This window comes from Chryseobacterium sp. T16E-39, assembly GCF_002216065.1.
GTDB lineage: Bacteria > Bacteroidota > Bacteroidia > Flavobacteriales > Weeksellaceae > Chryseobacterium.
In genome coordinates, this window is record NZ_CP022282.1 from 3,128,813 (window position 1) to 3,146,841 (window position 18,029).

Annotated in this window: 17 protein-coding genes; 7 read left to right on the forward strand and 10 right to left on the reverse strand. The window is 35.4% G+C overall.

Features of this window, described 5'->3' with window-relative positions; all coding sequences use genetic code 11:
• Nucleotides 1–39: 39 nt before the first annotated feature.
• The 6 genes from CEY12_RS14040 to CEY12_RS14065 all read left to right on the forward strand — a co-directional run bounded on the left by CEY12_RS14040 (nucleotide 40) and on the right by CEY12_RS14065 (nucleotide 7,404).
• Complete coding sequence (locus CEY12_RS14040) at nucleotides 40–999, forward strand: cell division protein FtsQ/DivIB (RefSeq protein ID WP_089028281.1); 960 nt, start codon at nucleotides 40–42, stop codon at nucleotides 997–999.
• A 22-nt stretch (nucleotides 1,000–1,021) separates the two neighbouring features.
• Nucleotides 1,022–2,404: a cell division protein FtsA gene (ftsA, locus tag CEY12_RS14045; protein WP_089028282.1), complete on the forward strand. Its 1,383-nt coding sequence runs from the start codon at nucleotides 1,022–1,024 to the stop codon at nucleotides 2,402–2,404.
• Nucleotides 2,405–2,482: 78 nt separating this feature from the next.
• Nucleotides 2,483–4,399: a cell division protein FtsZ gene (ftsZ, locus tag CEY12_RS14050; RefSeq protein ID WP_089029884.1), complete on the forward strand. Its 1,917-nt coding sequence runs from the start codon at nucleotides 2,483–2,485 to the stop codon at nucleotides 4,397–4,399.
• A 95-nt stretch (nucleotides 4,400–4,494) separates the two neighbouring features.
• Nucleotides 4,495–4,941: a GatB/YqeY domain-containing protein gene (locus CEY12_RS14055; RefSeq protein WP_089028283.1), complete on the forward strand. Its 447-nt coding sequence runs from the start codon at nucleotides 4,495–4,497 to the stop codon at nucleotides 4,939–4,941.
• A 428-nt stretch (nucleotides 4,942–5,369) separates the two neighbouring features.
• Nucleotides 5,370–5,780: a BrxA/BrxB family bacilliredoxin gene (locus CEY12_RS14060; RefSeq protein WP_089028284.1), complete on the forward strand. Its 411-nt coding sequence runs from the start codon at nucleotides 5,370–5,372 to the stop codon at nucleotides 5,778–5,780.
• A 106-nt stretch (nucleotides 5,781–5,886) separates the two neighbouring features.
• A complete protein-coding gene (locus tag CEY12_RS14065; RefSeq protein ID WP_089028285.1) occupies nucleotides 5,887–7,404 on the forward strand; it encodes a GH3 auxin-responsive promoter family protein in 1,518 nt (505 codons plus the stop codon).
• Between the two features lie 40 nt (nucleotides 7,405–7,444).
• Here CEY12_RS14065 and CEY12_RS14070 read toward each other — a convergent pair whose 3' ends face one another.
• The 10 genes from CEY12_RS14070 to CEY12_RS14115 form a co-directional block, all read right to left on the reverse strand.
• Complete coding sequence (locus tag CEY12_RS14070; RefSeq protein ID WP_089028286.1) at nucleotides 7,445–7,825, reverse strand: hypothetical protein; 381 nt, start codon at nucleotides 7,823–7,825, stop codon at nucleotides 7,445–7,447.
• 57 nt (nucleotides 7,826–7,882) lie between these two features.
• Nucleotides 7,883–8,227 carry a hypothetical protein gene (locus CEY12_RS14075; protein ID WP_089028287.1) on the reverse strand — a complete coding sequence of 115 codons (345 nt, stop codon included), beginning with the start codon at nucleotides 8,225–8,227 and terminating at the stop codon, nucleotides 7,883–7,885.
• A gap of 4 nt (nucleotides 8,228–8,231) precedes the next feature.
• The gene (locus CEY12_RS14080; protein WP_089028288.1) at nucleotides 8,232–9,197 is read right to left on the reverse strand and encodes an endonuclease/exonuclease/phosphatase family protein; all 966 of its coding nucleotides are present in this window, start codon (nucleotides 9,195–9,197) and stop codon (nucleotides 8,232–8,234) included.
• Between the two features lie 74 nt (nucleotides 9,198–9,271).
• Nucleotides 9,272–10,261: an endonuclease/exonuclease/phosphatase family protein gene (locus CEY12_RS14085; RefSeq protein ID WP_089028289.1), complete on the reverse strand. Its 990-nt coding sequence runs from the start codon at nucleotides 10,259–10,261 to the stop codon at nucleotides 9,272–9,274.
• Nucleotides 10,262–10,270: 9 nt separating this feature from the next.
• Nucleotides 10,271–11,005, reverse strand: coding sequence for a rhomboid family intramembrane serine protease (locus CEY12_RS14090; protein WP_089028290.1), 735 nt, complete (start codon nucleotides 11,003–11,005; stop codon nucleotides 10,271–10,273).
• Nucleotides 11,006–11,007: 2 nt separating this feature from the next.
• Nucleotides 11,008–12,789 carry a DNA mismatch repair endonuclease MutL gene (gene mutL / locus CEY12_RS14095; protein ID WP_089028291.1) on the reverse strand — a complete coding sequence of 594 codons (1,782 nt, stop codon included), beginning with the start codon at nucleotides 12,787–12,789 and terminating at the stop codon, nucleotides 11,008–11,010.
• Between the two features lie 245 nt (nucleotides 12,790–13,034).
• Complete coding sequence (locus CEY12_RS14100) at nucleotides 13,035–13,862, reverse strand: YoaK family protein (RefSeq protein ID WP_089028292.1); 828 nt, start codon at nucleotides 13,860–13,862, stop codon at nucleotides 13,035–13,037.
• A 33-nt stretch (nucleotides 13,863–13,895) separates the two neighbouring features.
• The gene (locus tag CEY12_RS14105; protein WP_089028293.1) at nucleotides 13,896–14,390 is read right to left on the reverse strand and encodes a hypothetical protein; all 495 of its coding nucleotides are present in this window, start codon (nucleotides 14,388–14,390) and stop codon (nucleotides 13,896–13,898) included.
• Between the two features lie 477 nt (nucleotides 14,391–14,867).
• Entirely contained in the window at nucleotides 14,868–16,271 is a 1,404-nt protein-coding gene (locus tag CEY12_RS14110) for a sensor histidine kinase (protein ID WP_089028294.1), read from the reverse strand.
• Between the two features lie 3 nt (nucleotides 16,272–16,274).
• Nucleotides 16,275–16,985, reverse strand: a complete 711-nt coding sequence (locus CEY12_RS14115; protein WP_089028295.1) for a response regulator transcription factor — start codon at nucleotides 16,983–16,985, stop codon at nucleotides 16,275–16,277.
• A 168-nt stretch (nucleotides 16,986–17,153) separates the two neighbouring features.
• Between CEY12_RS14115 and CEY12_RS14120 the strand changes: the two genes are divergently transcribed.
• Nucleotides 17,154–17,726, forward strand: a complete 573-nt coding sequence (locus CEY12_RS14120) for a helix-turn-helix domain-containing protein (RefSeq protein ID WP_089028296.1) — start codon at nucleotides 17,154–17,156, stop codon at nucleotides 17,724–17,726.
• Nucleotides 17,727–18,029: the final 303 nt, after the last annotated feature.

Here is an 18,029-nt window from a genome sequence, read left to right on the forward strand (position 1 = left end):
ATGAATACATTTTACTTTAATACATGAATACAAAAAAATATGAAAAATAAATACAGAATATTAAAAATTGCTATCACAGTAATCCTTCTTGGTTTTCTGCTGAGTTTCTCTTTAAAGAAATTTAGTGGCCAGAAGATTACGGATAATAAGATATCTGTAAAATTAAGTGAAAAGACTCCTGTTTATTTTGTTGATGAAAAAGATATCAGAGAGATTGTAAAAAAGGAAAATCCATCCGGAAAAGTAGGAGATCTTAACATTCCTTCGCTGGAAAAAAAGATCAATGCGCTTCCGGCGGTAGATAGTGCTAATGTCTATTTAAACTTAAATGGAAAACTTAATCTGGATATAAAACAAAGAGTTCCTGTTTTCAGATTAAATAAAGAGGGAAGAGACTTTTATGTAGATGAAAAAGGAGTGGAATTCCCCATTTCGAAAACCTATTCACATCCATGTATGCTCGTGACAGGAAATGTAAAACCGGATGAGTATGAAAAACTGGCTGAGCTGGTAGGAAAAATTGATAAAGACGATTTCAGTAAAAGATACTTTATTGGGATCTCAAAAGATAAAGATGACTACAACCTTCTTACAAGTGAGGGAAATTATAAAGTGGAAATCGGAGATTTAGATAATATAGAATTTAAAGTAAAAGGTTTTAAAGCTTTTGTTGAGAAATATCTTGTGTATCAGGATCCTCAGAAGTACAATATGATCTCTGTAAAATATCAGAATCAGATCGTAACCACTTTAAATCCTTATTTTAAAGAAAATGACAGTATTCTGAATGCCGGACGTAAAGAATTGGCAAAGGCTCCAATCGCAACGGCCATGAAGAAAACTGAACCTAAAACAAAAACGAAAGAGGTTAAAAAGCAAAACTCCACTTCCAAACAGAAGGAAAGTACAAAACCAAAAACGACCCAACCAAAGGAAACAAAAAAGATCGCTGAGAAGAAACCGGCAGCAAAGCCAAAAGGAAAAGTTAAAATAGAATAAAAAATCAAATCGATATAAACAAATGGAAAATCAAGAGTATTCAGTAGGTCTGGACATCGGGACAACAAAGATAGTCGCGATTGTCGGAAGGAGGAATGCACACGGGAAAATAGAAGTTCTCGGTGTAGGAAAGGCCAAAAGTCTTGGGGTTCATAAAGGTATTGTGAATAACATTTCACAAACCATTAATTCAATCAAGGCTGCTGTGTCTGAAGCACAATCCAGTGCGGGAGTTCCTATCCGCAAAGTCACGGTAGGTATTGCAGGAAAACATATCCGTTCTCTGCAGCACTCCGATTATATTATGCGTGAGCATCCGGACAAGTTTATTACAGACGACGACATCGAAGCACTGAAAGATCAGGTCAAGAAGCTGGTCATGCTACCCGGTGAAGAAATTATTCATGTACTTCCTCAAGAATATAAAGTGGATTCCGAAGGTGAAATACAAGAGCCTGTAGGTATGCACGGAAAACGTTTAGAAGCTAACTTCCATGTGGTCGTAGGACAAATGGGCAGCATCAGAAACATCGCAAGATGTGTAAGAGAAGCCGGATTGGAAATGGAAGCACTTACTCTGGAACCTTTGGCATCTTCTGAAGCAGTTCTTACAAAAGAAGAAAAAGAAGCTGGTGTTGCCATTGTAGACATTGGTGGAGGTACAACAGATATTGCTATTTTTAAAGATAACATCATCCGTCATACCTGTGTAATTCCTTACGGAGGTGGGATCATTACTGAAGATATCAAAGAAGGCTGCTCAATTATCGAGAAACATGCAGAACAACTGAAAGTAAAATTCGGATCCGCAGTTCCGGAATTGGAAAAAGACAGCACATTTGTAACGATTCCTGGACTTCATGGCAGACCTGATAAAGAGATCTCCCTTAAAACATTAGCACAGATCATCAACGCAAGAGTTGAAGAAATTCTGGAAATGGTGAATACCGAGCTAAAAGCATATGGGGCATTCGAGCAGAAGAAAAAACTGATCGCCGGAATTGTTCTTACAGGGGGTGGCTCTAACTTGAAACACCTTCGCCAGCTTGCCAATTATACAACTGGTTTTGACAGTAGAATTGGTTTTGCTAATGAATATATTGCCAATGATAAGAACCAATATCTAAAAGGTCCTGAATTTGCAACATCAATTGGATTGCTGATGGAAAGTTTAAAAATCAGGGACAAAAAGCAGGTAATCATAGAAGAAGAGATTGTTCAGGAAAAACAGCAGCCAGAAGTTACAACCAATACCGTTGAAACGAATCCGGTTGCCCATCAGGCATCTGTAGTTCAGGAGCAGGAAGAGGTAAGAGAACAGCAGGAAAATAAAAAAGCGGCCAGATTAACTTTCGGACAGTCGCTTATGGAAAAAGTAAAAAAATTCTTTGAAGAAGTAGAATAAATTATAAAATGATGAATGATAAGCGATACCCGATTATTCCTTATCACTTATCATGAGTCAATTTTAAAAAATATAATTATGGAAAATATAGGTACACAAGGGTTTTCATTTGATTTGCCAAAAGGAAATTCATCAATCATCAAAGTAATTGGTGTTGGTGGCGGTGGAAACAACGCCCTTAAACACATGTACGAGAAAGGGATTCACGGTGTTGATTTCGTGATCTGCAATACGGATGCTCAAACTTTGGATAATAACCCCGTCTCCAATAAGGTTCAGTTGGGAACTACCATTACTGAAGGTCTTGGAGCTGGTGCTGATCCTGAAGTTGGGGAAAAATCAGCTATTGAAAGTATTGAAGAGATCAAGGCTGCAATGGGACAAAACACGAAGATGGTTTTTATTACTGCAGGAATGGGTGGTGGAACCGGAACGGGTGCAGCTCCTGTTATTGCTAAAGTAGCCAAAGACATGGGAATTTTAACAGTAGGTATTGTTACGGTTCCATTTAGCTTCGAAGGCAAAAGAAGGCTTGAACAGGCTGAAAATGGTCTCGATAAATTAAGAAACAATGTTGACTCATTAATTGTCATCAATAACGATAAATTAAGACAGCAATTTGGTAATCTTGGATTCAAACAAGGATTCTCAAAAGCCGATGAAGTTTTAACCAATGCAGCAAAAGGTATGGCAGAGGTTATTACTGGTTACTTCGATGTAAACATTGACTTTAGAGATGCTAAATCTGTACTTCAGAACTCTGGTACGGCTCTTATGTCAACGGGTACCGCTTCAGGAGAAAACAAAGCAGAAGAAGCAGTAAGAAAAGCTCTTGACTCTCCATTATTGAATGACAATAAAATTACAGGAGCTAAAAATGTACTATTATTGATCAGAAGTGGTGCTGAAGAAGTGACCATGGATGAGATCGGTATCATCATGGATCATATTCAAAAAGAGGCAGGAAATACTGCTGATATTATCTTTGGAGTTGGTGCTGATGAAGAATTAGGAGATGCAGTAAGTGTTCTTGTTATTGCTACAGGATTTTCAAATGAAGACAAAAAATTTGCTGGTCCTACGGAAAAAATCAGAATCGGTTTAAACGATAAATTGGATTCTTATAAAGCCTCTCCATTTAAGACAAGAGAAGAAAGAGAAGTTGCCCCTGAAGAAGGCTATACTTTTGGTGGAAAAAATCTTTTCAGATTGGATGATGAAGACCAGGATAATACCCAGTTCAAGACCTCTACTGAAAAAAAAATGATTATTGAGGATGAAGAAGTTAAAACAGAAATAAAATTCTCTGAAAGAGAGGAAGATACATTAGACAGCCCTATTCAGAATTGGAGAAACGAAGAAGAAGAGCAGGATGCTTACAACTTATTTTCTTTTGATGAGGATAACGATCCAAATGATCTGGAAATCCAGTCTTTCTCATTTGAAACTACAGAAGAAAGAAAAGACCAGCCTTCCAACAGTTCTTCTGTTTCATCTTTTTCTGAGGAAAAACCGGTTGAATTCAGCTTCTTTGTGAATGAACCTGTGAATGAGCCGAAAGCAGATTATGGTCAGCCAAAAGCAGAATATACTCCTTCCAATACAGTGAGTCAGATCGTAGAAGAGCCTGTTCAAAAAATTGAAACATTCTTTCAGCCGGTAAAAGAAGTTCCTGCTGTTGAAGACAAACCTGTCGTAGAGAATAAAGTAGAAATCGAAACTCCGAGCTCATCAGAAAGCGAATTTACGTTCGTTAATAAAACTATTGATCAGGAAAGAGTTATCGAAAGAAGAAATAAATTAAAGGAATTCAACTCCCGCTATCAGAGCTTTGATAATGTGAATGAGTTCGAATCTATTCCTGCTTTTAAAAGAAAGAATATCTCTATTGACGGAACCAATGCTTCAGATCAAAATATCAATACTTATTTATCTGAAAATAATGGTTCTATGCAGATTAGGGAAAACCGATTTTTAAATAAGGACGTAGACTAATTAATATAACAATGTAGAAATGTACCAATGTAACAATCGCCCTTTGATCAACAATTGGTAAACTGTTACATTGATACATTGTTAAATTTGAAAAAATGAGTTTAGAAAATATAATAAGCGAGGCTATAAAAACAGCGATGAGAGCAAAGGACAGAGTTGCCCTGGATTCTCTTCGTGCTGTAAAATCTCAAATTCTTCTTTTACAAACCGAAGCGAGAGGAGCTGAAGTTTCAGCAGAACAAGAGATTGCCATTTTACAGAGAATGATTAAACAACGTAAGGATTCTTACGAACAGTTTTCTGCTCAGGGAAGAACAGATTTAGCAGAAGTGGAAGAAGCTCAGATGAAAGTGATTGAGAAATTCTTACCTCAGCAGCTTACTTCAGAAGAGCTGGAAGTAGAAATTAAAAATATTATTTCTGAAACCGGAGCTGAATCCATAAAAGATTTAGGAAAGGTAATGGGAATTGCTTCAAAAAATTTGGCCGGGAAATCAGATGGAAAAAGTATTTCCGAAATGGCCAAGAAGCTTCTTTCGTAGAGAGGCGTGATCCTTGTTTCGGGACTTAAAACCGATCCGAAATCACCAAACTCTAACACCAACCGAGGATATCCAATATTTGCATATCGATTTGATTAGTAAAGCCCGAAATTAATTTCGGGCTTTACTTTATGCATAAGATGCTTAAGATGTCTGTAAATGACAGACTTAACTGGACGCACCTTTTAAGTCGAGGGAATGACGTAAAAAATGCCTTTTCATGGTTGGTTGTTTTTAGAATCATTTCAAATTTAGCAAATATTTTCTGTTATACATAGTTTTAATTTATTTTTTTTCGAATATTATTAAAACATTAATATTGTGTAACATATTTGTATCATCCACATTTCCTAATTGATCAATAGTTTTTATAAGTTGATGAAACATAAATAATTTTTTACCTTTGTAAAGATTAAAAAAAACAAAAAATGTATCCATCAGATTTAGTAATGCCTATGAAGGCTGAACTTACAGATAAAGGTTTTGAAGACTTGACAACTACAGCTCAGGTTGAAGAAGCATTAAAGCAATCAGGAACTACTCTATTGGTCATCAACTCAGTATGCGGATGCGCTGCGGGAGCTGCAAGACCAGGGGTTGTTTACTCTTTAACAGGAGATAAAAAACCTGATCATTTAACAACAGTTTTCGCAGGTTTCGATACTGAAGCAGTTTCAGAAGCTAGAAAACATTTAGCTCCATTTCCTCCAAGCTCACCTTGTGTAGCTCTTTTTAAAGATGGTGAATTGGTTCACATGTTGGAAAGACATCACATTGAAGGAAATCCTGCAGGAGCAATCGCTGCAAACCTTCAGGCAGCTTACGATGAATATTGCTAGAAAAACAATATATTCAGATAATCAACCGTTACAATATTTGTAACGGTTTTTTATTTTAAGCCATAAAAAATTCTCTGAAAATTCAAATATCATTATATTTGTTGAAATGGCAACGAAAGCACTCTTCAATACTGTGGTCAATTGGTTTATCCGTCAAAGGATAGATCAGATCCAGAATTTCATGAACCATCCTATTGAAACACAGAAAGGTATATTATTCTCTCAGTTGTTTCATGCTGAAGACACTGAATATGGTAAGAAGTATGGATTTAATTCAATTTCGAGTTATCAGGACTTTAAAAACAAAGTTCCGGTAGTTACCTACGAAGACTTTGAACCTTATATCGAAAGAGCCAGACAAGGCTATAAAGATGTAAGCTGGCCAGGCTATATTAAGCATTTTGCAAAATCCTCAGGAACGACTAATGCAAAAAGTAAATTCATCCCTATTTCCGCTGAAAGCCTCGAATATTGCCATATGAAGGCCGGGAAAGATATGGTATCAATCTACGCCAACAACCATCCTGAAAATCAACTTTTCACTAATAAAAACTTGCGTTTGGGAGGAAGTTCTGAACTGTATGCCGACTTCAACACTAAATTTGGTGATTTATCCGCTATTCTTATAGACAACCTTCCTTTCTGGGTGGAAATCACTACAACACCAAGCAAAAAGGTTTCATTAATGTCAGAATGGGAAAGTAAGCTTAAAGCTATTATCTCGGAAGTTAAAAACGAAGATGTAGGAAGTCTTCTCGGAGTTCCCAGCTGGATGCTCGTTTTGCTGCAAAGGGTTTTAAAAGAAACAGATGTGCAGAATATTTCCGAGCTGTGGCCTAATTTAGAAGTATTTTTTCACGGCGGAATAAGCTTTAAACCCTATAAAGAACAATACAGCCAGATCATTGGAAAGAGCATTAATTACTACGAAATCTACAATGCTTCTGAAGGCTTTTTTGGTATTCAGGACAGATCGAACAGTGATGAAATGCTTTTAATGCTTGACTATGGAATTTTTTATGAATTTATTCCTATGGATCAATTTCATCTTTCTGATCCTCCGGTAGTAAGTCTTGAAGACGTTGAAGTTGGAAAGAATTACGCAATGGTCATCACTACCAATGGCGGATTATGGAGATATCTGATTGGAGATACAGTCGTATTTACTTCCGTTAATCCATTCAGGGTAAAAATTTCAGGAAGAACTAAACATTATATTAACGCCTTTGGAGAGGAACTTATGATTACTAATGTAGAATTAGCACTTTCCAAAGCCTGTCAGGAAACAGGAGCGGCCATTACAGACTTTACAGGAGCCCCTGTTTTCATGAAAGAAAATGAAAGCGGTGCTCATGAATGGATATTTGAATTCAGTAAAAATCCGGACAATCTGGAAGGTTTTATCGCAGCTTTCGATGATAACCTTAAAGCGGTAAATTCTGATTACGAAGCTAAAAGATATAACGATATTACATTAAAGAAGCCAATTGTTCATATTGCACGTCCCAATTTATTTTACTGTTGGCTGGAATCGAAAGGAAAACTGGGTGGGCAAAATAAAGTTCCCAGACTTAGTAACGACCGGGAATATATAGATCCTTTATTAGAACTCAACAAAAACTAATGCATAAAAAAACCGCAGCTTTCAAGTGCGGTTTTATTTTTTATTTCTTCAAATCTTCTTTTAATTTTTTAGCTCCTTCTTCCACTTTTCCGGCTCCTTTAGCTGCAGCATCTTTTACATCTTTTCCGATTTCTTTTGCACCGGCTTTAATATCTTTCCCGGCTTCATTCAGATCTGATTTCGCTTTCTGCGCTGCATTATCTATTTTATCCCCTGTTGCATCAACTTTAGCTTTAACGTCCTCTTTTGCCTTATTTACCTTAGAACTATCGATAATATCAGCTGGACTTTGGGTTACTGTAGTGCTTGTTGTAGTTATTGATCCATCCGGATTTTCAACCTGCTCAGTTTTTGTCGTTGATTTAGTACATGAAACGGCTAATAGACCAACCATAAGTACTGTTACAATTTGTTTTTTCATTTTGATATTTTTTAAGAGTGTTTTTAAAATTATAAAAAACTGCGAAAGTTTTATTCTTTACACAGAAGCTTTAACAGGAGCCTTTTCCTTATCTTCTTTTTCTGTTTTCTTCTTTTCTTCTTCCTGCTTCTTTTTATTCTCCTTCTCAAGCTCTTCTTTAATACGCTTTTCTTCTTTCTGAATTCTAAGCGCTTCCTTTAAGGAATCCTGGTATCTCTGAGAGGACATCCTGATTTGCCTTACAATGTCTACTGATGTTGCTCCGGCAGAAAAGGAATCAATAGCAGTTGTATCATACTGCATTTTTATATTCTGATTATCATCTACGGGGGCGGGTTCTCTTTTAGAGCATGAAATAAATAAGATGGAGAAAGTTCCAGCCACAAAAAATAAATTTTTCATGGAACTAATTTAACTGAAATTCTGCAATTACCGGATAATGGTCTGATAATTTTACAGATTGATCTATTTTATAGCTTATCGGGATAACATCTTTAGAAGTAAAAATATAATCAAGCCTTAAAGGAATCTTATAATCATGAAAGCTTGTAGACACCCCATTTCCTACGGTCAAAAAAGCATCATCTAAGTTCTTTCCAAGGTTATAATACTCGTAAGAATTTGGGACAGAGTTAAAATCTCCTGCCAATATCACCGGATATGGAGAAAAATCAATCGCTTTTCTGATTTTTGTTATTTGTTCTTCATGTGCTCTGAAGGTAGGAGTCATATGAGATAAAAGAAGATGTAGCTTATTGGATCCTTTTCCTAAATCAAACATAGATTTATTCAAACGAAATGGCTCCAGATAGACATTGACTATTCTTACAATCTTTCCATTGATATCAATATCAGCATAAAAAGAATTCCCTCTTGATTTATCTTCTATTAATTCAGCCTGTCTTAGAATCTTATGTTTGGTCTTTAAGATCACAACAGGATACTTAATCATATCTTTTCTTATGACCCTGTTTGTGTCTTTTTCCTGTACTAAAATAATATCTGCATTCTGATCCTGAATATATCGCTTCACTTTATCCCAGCCAAACTCACCATATTTAACATTAAATGTCAATATTTTAACATCCCGGATCGATTTATAATTTTCAGTTTTAGGAGAAAAATTAACCCAGCGTCTGATTGGGTTATAGAAAATAAAAGTACTTAGGATAAAAACAACCGCAATTTTATTTCTTTTGATGATCCACACTAACGTCAGCAAAATATGCAATAGTACGAAATAAGGAAAGCCAAGAGAAAGAAGATTTAAGCCAGCGATAAAGTTAGGAGGTATCCATGCATTCCCTAAGGTGCACAGTAGTAATACGATAACTGCAATATGCAAAAATAACAATATCTGGTTCGGCTTCATGAAAAAAAACGGTCTAGCCTATTTTTCATCAAAAATCTTACCAAGGTTAAAACTTTTAACGTATTTTATGATTATTATTTTTTTAATTTGAATGTTGCGATCACAGGATAATGGTCTGAAATTCTGACAGAACGGTCAACTTTATAGCTTAAAGGCTGTATAGACTGCGAAGTAAAAACATAATCAATCCTTATCGGAAATTTATAATCATGGAAGCTTGTTGCACTTCCTCGTCCTGATTCTACAAAGGCATCTTTCAAACCTTTTCCTAAGTGATAATACTCATAAGAATTAGGAACGGAGTTAAAATCACCTACCAGTATCACAGGATAAGGAGACTCATCAATCCCTTTTCTTACAGCAGCTACCTGCTCCTGATGCATTTTGAAGGTCGGAATTAGTCTTTTAACAATATCTTTAACTTTCTGCTCATCCTCATCACTATTTCCTTTCAGCTTTACCATATTTTTTTCAAACTTAAACGGCTGAAGATATACATTGATAAATCTATAGGTATTTCCTTTTATTTCAATATCCGTTTGATTGGCGTAGGCATTATTCGTTTCAGAATTACTTTCAATCAGCTCCTTCTGGTCTATAATTTTATATTTTGAAAAAATTGAGATAATCGGATCTCCCTTTCCTTTGCCTAAGCCTTCAAAGTTATAATCCCTTACATGCTCTTGCATTAAAACAATATCCGGGTTTTGGGCATTTATATAATCTTCAATATTTTTGATCCCCAACACTCCTCCTTTGGCATTCAATGAAATAATCTTCAAGTCGGATGCTTCCCTATTTTCAGAAGAATAATTTACCCATCTCTTAACAGGATTCACAAAAAGAAAACCCAAAGCAATAAATACAATTGCCCTCTTTTTCCAGTTAAATACCCAGAAAACAGTTAACACTACGTAAGCGATTATTAAAACCGGAAACCCTAAAGATAAAAGATTAAACCAGGGATATACTTTAGGGGGTACATAGGCATTTAGTAATGTTCCCAATAAAAGAAACAATATTCCCAAATGGGCAATTAAAAATATAAGGCGGACTATCTTCACAGGATTACATTAACGGAATCTATACAAGTGCTTTTTCCATATTAAAGCTAAAATAAATCCTACAATAGCTCCCCCCACGTGAGCAAAATGAGCAATTCCGCCCACATTTCCGGAAATACCTAAATAAATAGAAATAACGAGTAATATCGGCAGCAGATACTTTACTTTAATGGGTACAGGAATAAACATGATTCCAATTTTTGAATCCGGATACAGGGTCGCAAAAGCTGCAATAACCCCAAAAATAGCTCCCGAAGCTCCAACCATAGGAGTTCTCAGTGCATTATATAGGTTTTGAGATAATTCTTTTCCTTCTGCCGTTGTTGCGCTGATATTCATATCCCCGGCGTATCCTATTGCTGCCTTTTTATAAATTTCAGCAGCATTTAATCCTAATCCTTCAAGACTGGAAGTGATTTGTTGAATCTCAATAAAATTCCACAAATTGAATAGGAAAAATGCGCCTAAACCACTCACAAAATAAAGGATCAAATATTTTTTCTCTCCCAATGACTGCTCCAAAATAGGACCAAAACTCCACAATGTCAACATATTAAATAAAATATGTGTAAGACCACCATGCATAAACATATGGGTTATAATTTGCCACGATTTAAAATTAGGAGAAAATGGATAATACGCTGAAAGAGTATTATAGAGCTGAGGAAATATATAGCATGCAATAAATACAATAATATTTATTATAATTATATTTCTTGTGATCGGTGGTATATTGTTAAACATTTTTAAAATTTGTTTTTAAAATCATTGAAAGGAACTTCATAAAAGCATCTCTTCCCGTTAGGTAAAAATTCAGGAAACCCTAATGCTGTGAAGTCCTTAATTAATTGCTCAGCATCTTTTTTATAAATAAAATCAAATCTGGATTTTGACTGCATCTTGGTCCACTGATTCTGATAATATTGGGCAAACTCTTCCTCTGTTTTATATTCCAGGACCTCAAAAAGGTCTTCAAGAAATTTCATTACCTGCGTTTCTTTCAGTCCCTCGGGAACTGCGTCTATTCTTAAAACACTTTCATGGGCCACTTTCATATCGAACCCAAGTTCCGGAAGGTATTTTTTGATCGATTTATATTTATTCTTCTCAATCTCATTCATGTGATATTCTAAGGAGAAAAGAAGTGCGTGGCTATTCGTTGCCCCTTTTTTTGTTGGCTTACTGTTTTCGGAAACAAAAAGCCTGTGCATTCTTCCCAAATCTAACATCAGGGTTCTGTCTCCTTTATTGAACAGCCAATATCCATTAGGAAGCCTCATAAGATCTTCATCAAAATCTTCATCTTCAAAAAGGTTAATCTTTGAAGGTTCAGCAGAGATATTCTGATGATACATTTCTGCAAGGTTTTGGATTTCAGCCTGCCTTACTCCCCGCTCTTCTAAAAAAGGATTGTAGTCTTTATCGACAACAATTTCAGGCATTTTTATAATCCCGCCACTGTTTCCTTTGCTTGGAAAAGTCTTTTGCATAAGCTCATCCAGCTGAGGATCTTTCTCAAAATCAAGACTTGGAGCCACATTATAGATCCCCAAAGATCTTTTTATCGTAGAACGGATCAGCGCAAAAATAAGATGTTCATCCTCAAATTTAACTTCTGTCTTTTGTGGATGGATATTAACGTCTATTTTCTCAGGATCCAACTCCAGAAAAAGAAAGAATGTTGGAATATATCCGGGTAGAAGCAATCCCTCAAATGCCTCCTGAACTGCTTTATTAAAATAGGGGCTCTTAAAGAATCTTCCATTAACGAAGATAAACTGTTCTCCACGTGTCTTTTTCGCTCCTTCCGGCTTTGCTACAAACCCATGAAGTTTACACCAGATGATATCTTCCTTGATGGGAATAAGCTGCGGCTGCAGTTTTCTTCCAAAAATATCAACAATGCGCTGCATCTGGCTTCCTTTTCTCAATCGGAAAACAGGTTCATCATCATGAAATAAAGAGAATTCTAAATTTTCATGAGCCAGGGCAACCCGTTGGAATTCATCAATAACATGTCTGAATTCAATATTATTATTTTTAAGGAATTTTCTTCTTGCCGGAACATTAAAGAAAAGATTTTTCACTAAAAAGTTGGACCCATCAGAAGTTTGAACAGGATCCTGAAATTGAAAAACACCGCCTTCAATATAGATATTGGTTCCGATATTCGTTTCTTTTTGCTTTGTCCTAAGCTCTACCTGGGAAACCGCTGCTATGGAAGCCAGAGCTTCACCGCGAAACCCTTTCGTTGCAATCTTGAAAATATCTTCTGTCCCCCTGATTTTAGAGGTGGCATGTCTTTCAAAAGCCATTCTGGCATCTGTTTCTGACATCCCTTTTCCATCATCGACCACCTGTATCAGATTTTTTCCAGCATCCCTTACGATCAGTTCAATTTTAGAAGCATCTGCATCGATAGCATTCTCCAATAATTCTTTCACAATGGACGCAGGTCTCTGCACCACTTCTCCTGCCGCAATTTGGTTGGCTACATGATCCGGTAAAAGCTGAATAATATCTGACATAAAAAACGTTAAATCAACTTACAAAAATAGTCAATGAAAATGGGAATAAAAACAATAAAAACGTGAATTAAAATTTAATTATCCATATGCAAAAATTCTGCCTTTTCTAATGAATTCAAAAATCCCTTTATTTTTAACCCTTTTTTAAAATACAATCCCCTAATTGTACGAGACAAATAGAGGATTGATTCACAGCTTGTTTACACAAAATTAATACTGATAGATTCTTTATTTTTTCTTATATTTTAATCATCAAATACAAGTCTTCTTTTTTCTTTGGTTTTGCTTCTTCCATGGATCTTATCATAAAGATTAGCTAAAACACTTGGCTTTTTATAGATCTTATTATATCTGTAACGTGTATTGAAGTGTCGGATATTGATGGTATAAAAATCATACCCAATAACCACTAAAAGACATACACTGATAACATAAAACACCCTGAATTCCAGATAGTAATAAGTTAACCCCGAAAACACAGCCCCCAATACATACGCCAGCATAATACTTGAAAGTAATTTCGCTCTTGCAATCAATTCCGGGTTCTTTCTGTATTTTTTATGAGTAAACATGGATACCAAAATTCCTAAGTCAGTGGTCGTTCCTGTAAGGTGGGTGGTCTTTACGGAGAAGTTCGAAATACTTGCCGTCAAACCATTCTGTAAACCTGTAGCAAAAAGCATCAAGGCTACAAGATATTCTGTTTCTTCCACTGTTCTCTGATAAAAGAACTGTCCATAAATCCCGACAAAGAGCAAACACATAATTTCCAATATAATAGGCATTGCATGCGCAAAATATTTGCTTCTTTTGTTAAAATTAATAACGAAGAAGTTGGCAACAAAACTTCCAAAAAAGAAAAGGAAAATCCACGCACCTACTACTGCCACCTGAGTCCAGTTTCCTTTACTTATTTCTGCTGCAAAAATAGCGTAGTGCCCTGTTACGTTTGAGGTAAAAGAGAGAAAAATTAAGAGAGATGCTATATTTATAGTTCCCGCCGTAAAGGCCGTCAGCGTCCCCAATCTGATATTGTCTCCCAATGTCCTGCTGTTACTATAATTTCTTAACATTTTTTTTAATTTAAATAATTGAACTGTATATATTTATACCTCGACAAAAATCTCAGCAAGTCTTCCTCTTTCCGGAAGGCTTTGAGAAATTTCCAGAACGATCTCATGTGATTCAAGATCTTTACATTTTTTGATAAATGGAATGATGTCAAACTTTCCTTTACCTTTGCTTTTAACAGATGGTGAGTAATAAGCTTCGTCAATTTTTTCTGTTGCTACATAATTATTGAACGTTCTTTGAAAGCTTCCTGTGAAGATATCGCAGGTCATCTTATTAATCAGGTGTGGATATTTATTTTTGATAATGCTGAATGCATCACAAAATTCCTGGGATCTTATCTTATTAAATATGTGACTCTTTGTTGTGAACAAAAGATCTCTAATAGAATCTCCCATATCATACCCTGATACGAATACTATGTTGAATTGTGTTTCTTCTTCTTTTCTGTTTTTCTCTTTAAGTACTTTTTTCAATATATTCAATGACTCAAGAGAGTAGTCTGTGGCAATTAAAATAGTTTTGGTCATACTTTTATGATTTAGTTTGCTATTATTTTTTTTGATAATACAAAACTATAGTGACCAAATTAGAGGTTCTTTGGAATGGAATTAAAATGTCATTAAAGAGATTAAAATGAGATTAGAAAATTGTTAAGGGGAGTTAATATTGGGGAAAGGCAAAAAGGCAAAAAGGCGAAAAAGCTAATAGCTTTTGTAAAATCGTTAAATCGTGGATTTGTAAATTTGTAGATGGAAGTCGCCGTAAACAAAAAACATTTTGAATAACACCTTCCGTCCGAGAACTATAATACTAAAGCGAATCCTCAATCCCAAAAAGCGATTTCGCAATTCAGCAATTTCGCCTTTTCACAAATCTAAAACACTCTACCTTCGAAAATGATAATAAAAAACGGAATCCTCAACCAAAGAAAGCGATTTCACGATTCAGCAATTTTGCCTTTTCACAAATCTAAAAACACAAAACATTGAATTACAGATCCCTTTTTACAAGTCCTCCGCCTGCGTCGTATAGAAATTCGGAAAACGAAGCTGAACAGTCGTACCCTGATTTTCATGAGAACTTACGATCAGTTCTCCATGGTGCATTCTGACAATATTTCGGGCTAATGGCAAGCCGATACCATATCCTTCATAGTTTTTGGTGTTGGAGGCTCTGAAAAACGGGTCATAGATCTTATTCATTTCCTCTTCGGGGATTCCTATCCCGTTATCTTTGACAATGATATAAACATCTGTATCTGTTGCTCCTAACGAAACTTTCACCTGTTGGAAATTAGAATATTTACATCCGTTATTAATAATATTAGCTACCGCAAGATGCAGCAACTGCTCATTTCCACGAACTTTCAGTTTTTTAGGATTTTCAGGCAACATGCTGATGTCTAAATAAATATTATTCCGGGTATCGATCTTTCTTAGTGTTTCAATCACATCCCATAGCAGCTGATCGATCCTTACTTTATCTATTTTCTGAATTTTACCATCGAACCCTGTTTGGGCAATCATCAGCAGGGCTTTAATTTTTTTATCCAGCTTTTCCGCTTCATCCAGAATAACCTCCAGTGTTTCTTTATATTCATCAGCCGTCCTGTTAATGGAAAGGGCAACATCAGCTTCTCCCATAATAGAGGTGAGTGGAGTTCTTAATTCATGTGACACATTTCCGATCAGGTGATTCTGTGTTTCAAATGAAGTTTCAATGCGGTTGAGCATATCATTGAAGGTATCTGCCAACTCGTTCAGTTCTTTATTATCCGGATGTGGTTCCAATCTTAGATGTAGATTTTCGGAACTGATCTCTTTTACTTTTCCTGTGATCTTTAGGATCGGTTTAAATAAAGTTTTAGACAGATAAAAAGAGAAGATCATGCTGAAGAACAGGGAAAGTACAATACAGGTGACCAGTGTTCTTTTGAGGAATCCAAGATAGTAAATCAGATAATGGTTCTTAGCGGAGGCTATTGCTATATATTCTTTATCATGAAACTTAAAGGATTGTCCTATATAATAGAACTCTTTATCATTAAAATTGTCCTCTCCATTTTTCATGATATTTTTAAAAAATGTAGCCGGAATATGAACTTCCTGGGATATTTTTTTAAAGTTGGAATCCGCCGGAACCATAAACACATAGTCCTTTTCCATCGGAAGCTCTTCGTCATTAAGGCTGTTCAGTACATAATTTTCGGGAAGATCAAGATGCTCTTTTCCTTTTTCTATTTGTACGATAGTGGTTGTCCGGATTTTAAGCAGCTCGTAAAACCTTTGATGTGAAAAGTTGACAATAGAGAAGTACACCAACCCTCCGAACAATAATATAATCGTCGTAAAAACGACCATTAAAAGAACCATTGTTTTGGTTTGAGTGGTAACAACTTTATTGAACATCCTTTATGGTTTTTTTAGTACATATCCCATTCCTATTACTGTGTGGATCAGCTTTTGATCTTCCTGGCTGTCGAGCTTTTTCCTTAAATAATTCACATATACATCAACGACATTGGTTCCCAGCTCATAATTGACACCCCAAACTGCATCCAGGATTTCTGCTCTGGAAATTACTTTTTCAGGATTATTCAGGAAATACATCAATAATTTATATTCTGTAGAAGTAAGGGAGACCTCTTCTCCTGCCCGCGTTATTTTTTTAGTATAATCATTCACGATCAGATCTGAAACCTGGTAAATATATTCGTTATCTACCTCCGGCTCTGCAGTCTCCAGGGTCGCATTATTGCTGATACTCCGTCTCAATAAAGATTTGATACGGGCAACGAGCTCAATAAATTTAAATGGTTTTACAAGATAATCATCCCCGCCGCTTTCAAGGCCCAGAACAATATTTTCTGAAGTTCCCAATGCGGTAAGGAAAAGGATGGGAACATGCTGATTGGTCTTTCTTATTTCTTTACAGACATCAAGACCATTCATTTCAGGCAGCATAATATCTAAAATTACCAGATCAAAATCATTGGCTTCTACCAGCTGTACACCTGTACGTCCGTCAAAAGCTACAGAAATTTCATAGCCTTTTTCCTGAAGTCCTTTTTTAATAAAAGAGACCACACTGGTTTCGTCTTCGATCAGAATAATTTTTTTCATAAGTAACGAATTTCACAAAAATAACAAAAAGATAGGAAACAGAGGGAATCCATGATTCATGAGATTTTCAATGAAATGATTTTAAAGTTATTGAAAACTATAGAGAATAATACTACATTTGCTGTGATAAGCAAATAATGAAAACTGTTTAGGTTAAATTTTTAAAGTATGAATGATTTTTTAATAGGCATCGGTAAAAGATTAAAAGATATTAGAAAGAAAAATAATTTAACCATCAATGAACTGGCTTTCAAGGCTAATGTGAGCAATGGTCTGGTATCCCGAATTGAAAACGGGAGAACGATTCCTTCTCTTCCTGTTCTTTTAGACCTCATCCAGTCCCTGGAAATCGATGCAAGCTTTTTCTTCGAAGGGGTTGAAAAAAAATCAAACGCTAAATTCATTTATTTGCCTAAAGATAATCAGCAGCTTATTGAAAAAGAAGTAGAGGCAGAAGGCTTTAAATATGTTCATATTTTCAGCAAAAGTCTTCATTCTTTGGGTTTTGAAGCCGTTCTACTAACCCTGGAACCCAATTCAAAAAGGGAAAAGGTAATTACAGATGCCTGGGAATTCAAATATATTCTGAAAGGAGAAGTAAAATACCTGATCGATAATGAGGAAATCATTTTACACGAAGGAGATTCACTGTATTTCAATGGGAAATTACCTCACGTACCGGTAAGCATCAGCAATGAAAGCTGTATCATGCTGGTTCTTTACTTCTACTCTGATAAATAGTTTTATATTCTTATTTTCTATCCAATATCGGAGGTCTGTTTTTATTCTTAATTTAATAAAAAAGTTTACAAATATTCAACTTTTGCATTCTAGGGATTTACTAAAATGAATGCAGAATGAACGAATTCTTTGTTTATTTCGCCACTCAGTTCCAATCCAAACTATTTAACAAAATTGCTAAACCTACTGTTTTACAGTATTAATTACACTTTTATCTTGTTTTTTAAGAAAGATTTCATGTAACACCCTCTTAACAATTTCGTGTTATTTGTTAATTATTACTTAATACTAAATATTTACATA

What these genes read in the sequence shown, in the direction of transcription:
- CEY12_RS14040 (WP_089028281.1), top strand. Translation starts at nt 40, where the DNA reads ATGAAAAATAAATACAGAATATTAAAAATTGCTATCACAGTAATCCTT.
- ftsA (WP_089028282.1), top strand. Translation starts at nt 1,022, where the DNA reads ATGGAAAATCAAGAGTATTCAGTAGGTCTGGACATCGGGACAACAAAG.
- ftsZ (WP_089029884.1), top strand. Translation starts at nt 2,483, where the DNA reads ATGGAAAATATAGGTACACAAGGGTTTTCATTTGATTTGCCAAAAGGA.
- CEY12_RS14055 (WP_089028283.1), top strand. Translation starts at nt 4,495, where the DNA reads ATGAGTTTAGAAAATATAATAAGCGAGGCTATAAAAACAGCGATGAGA.
- CEY12_RS14060 (WP_089028284.1), top strand. Translation starts at nt 5,370, where the DNA reads ATGTATCCATCAGATTTAGTAATGCCTATGAAGGCTGAACTTACAGAT.
- CEY12_RS14065 (WP_089028285.1), top strand. Translation starts at nt 5,887, where the DNA reads ATGGCAACGAAAGCACTCTTCAATACTGTGGTCAATTGGTTTATCCGT.
- CEY12_RS14070 (WP_089028286.1), bottom strand. Translation starts at nt 7,825, where the DNA reads ATGAAAAAACAAATTGTAACAGTACTTATGGTTGGTCTATTAGCCGTT.
- CEY12_RS14075 (WP_089028287.1), bottom strand. Translation starts at nt 8,227, where the DNA reads ATGAAAAATTTATTTTTTGTGGCTGGAACTTTCTCCATCTTATTTATT.
- CEY12_RS14080 (WP_089028288.1), bottom strand. Translation starts at nt 9,197, where the DNA reads ATGAAGCCGAACCAGATATTGTTATTTTTGCATATTGCAGTTATCGTA.
- CEY12_RS14090 (WP_089028290.1), bottom strand. Translation starts at nt 11,005, where the DNA reads ATGTTTAACAATATACCACCGATCACAAGAAATATAATTATAATAAAT.
- mutL (WP_089028291.1), bottom strand. Translation starts at nt 12,789, where the DNA reads ATGTCAGATATTATTCAGCTTTTACCGGATCATGTAGCCAACCAAATT.
- CEY12_RS14100 (WP_089028292.1), bottom strand. Translation starts at nt 13,862, where the DNA reads ATGTTAAGAAATTATAGTAACAGCAGGACATTGGGAGACAATATCAGA.
- CEY12_RS14105 (WP_089028293.1), bottom strand. Translation starts at nt 14,390, where the DNA reads ATGACCAAAACTATTTTAATTGCCACAGACTACTCTCTTGAGTCATTG.
- CEY12_RS14110 (WP_089028294.1), bottom strand. Translation starts at nt 16,271, where the DNA reads ATGTTCAATAAAGTTGTTACCACTCAAACCAAAACAATGGTTCTTTTA.
- CEY12_RS14115 (WP_089028295.1), bottom strand. Translation starts at nt 16,985, where the DNA reads ATGAAAAAAATTATTCTGATCGAAGACGAAACCAGTGTGGTCTCTTTT.
- CEY12_RS14120 (WP_089028296.1), top strand. Translation starts at nt 17,154, where the DNA reads ATGAATGATTTTTTAATAGGCATCGGTAAAAGATTAAAAGATATTAGA.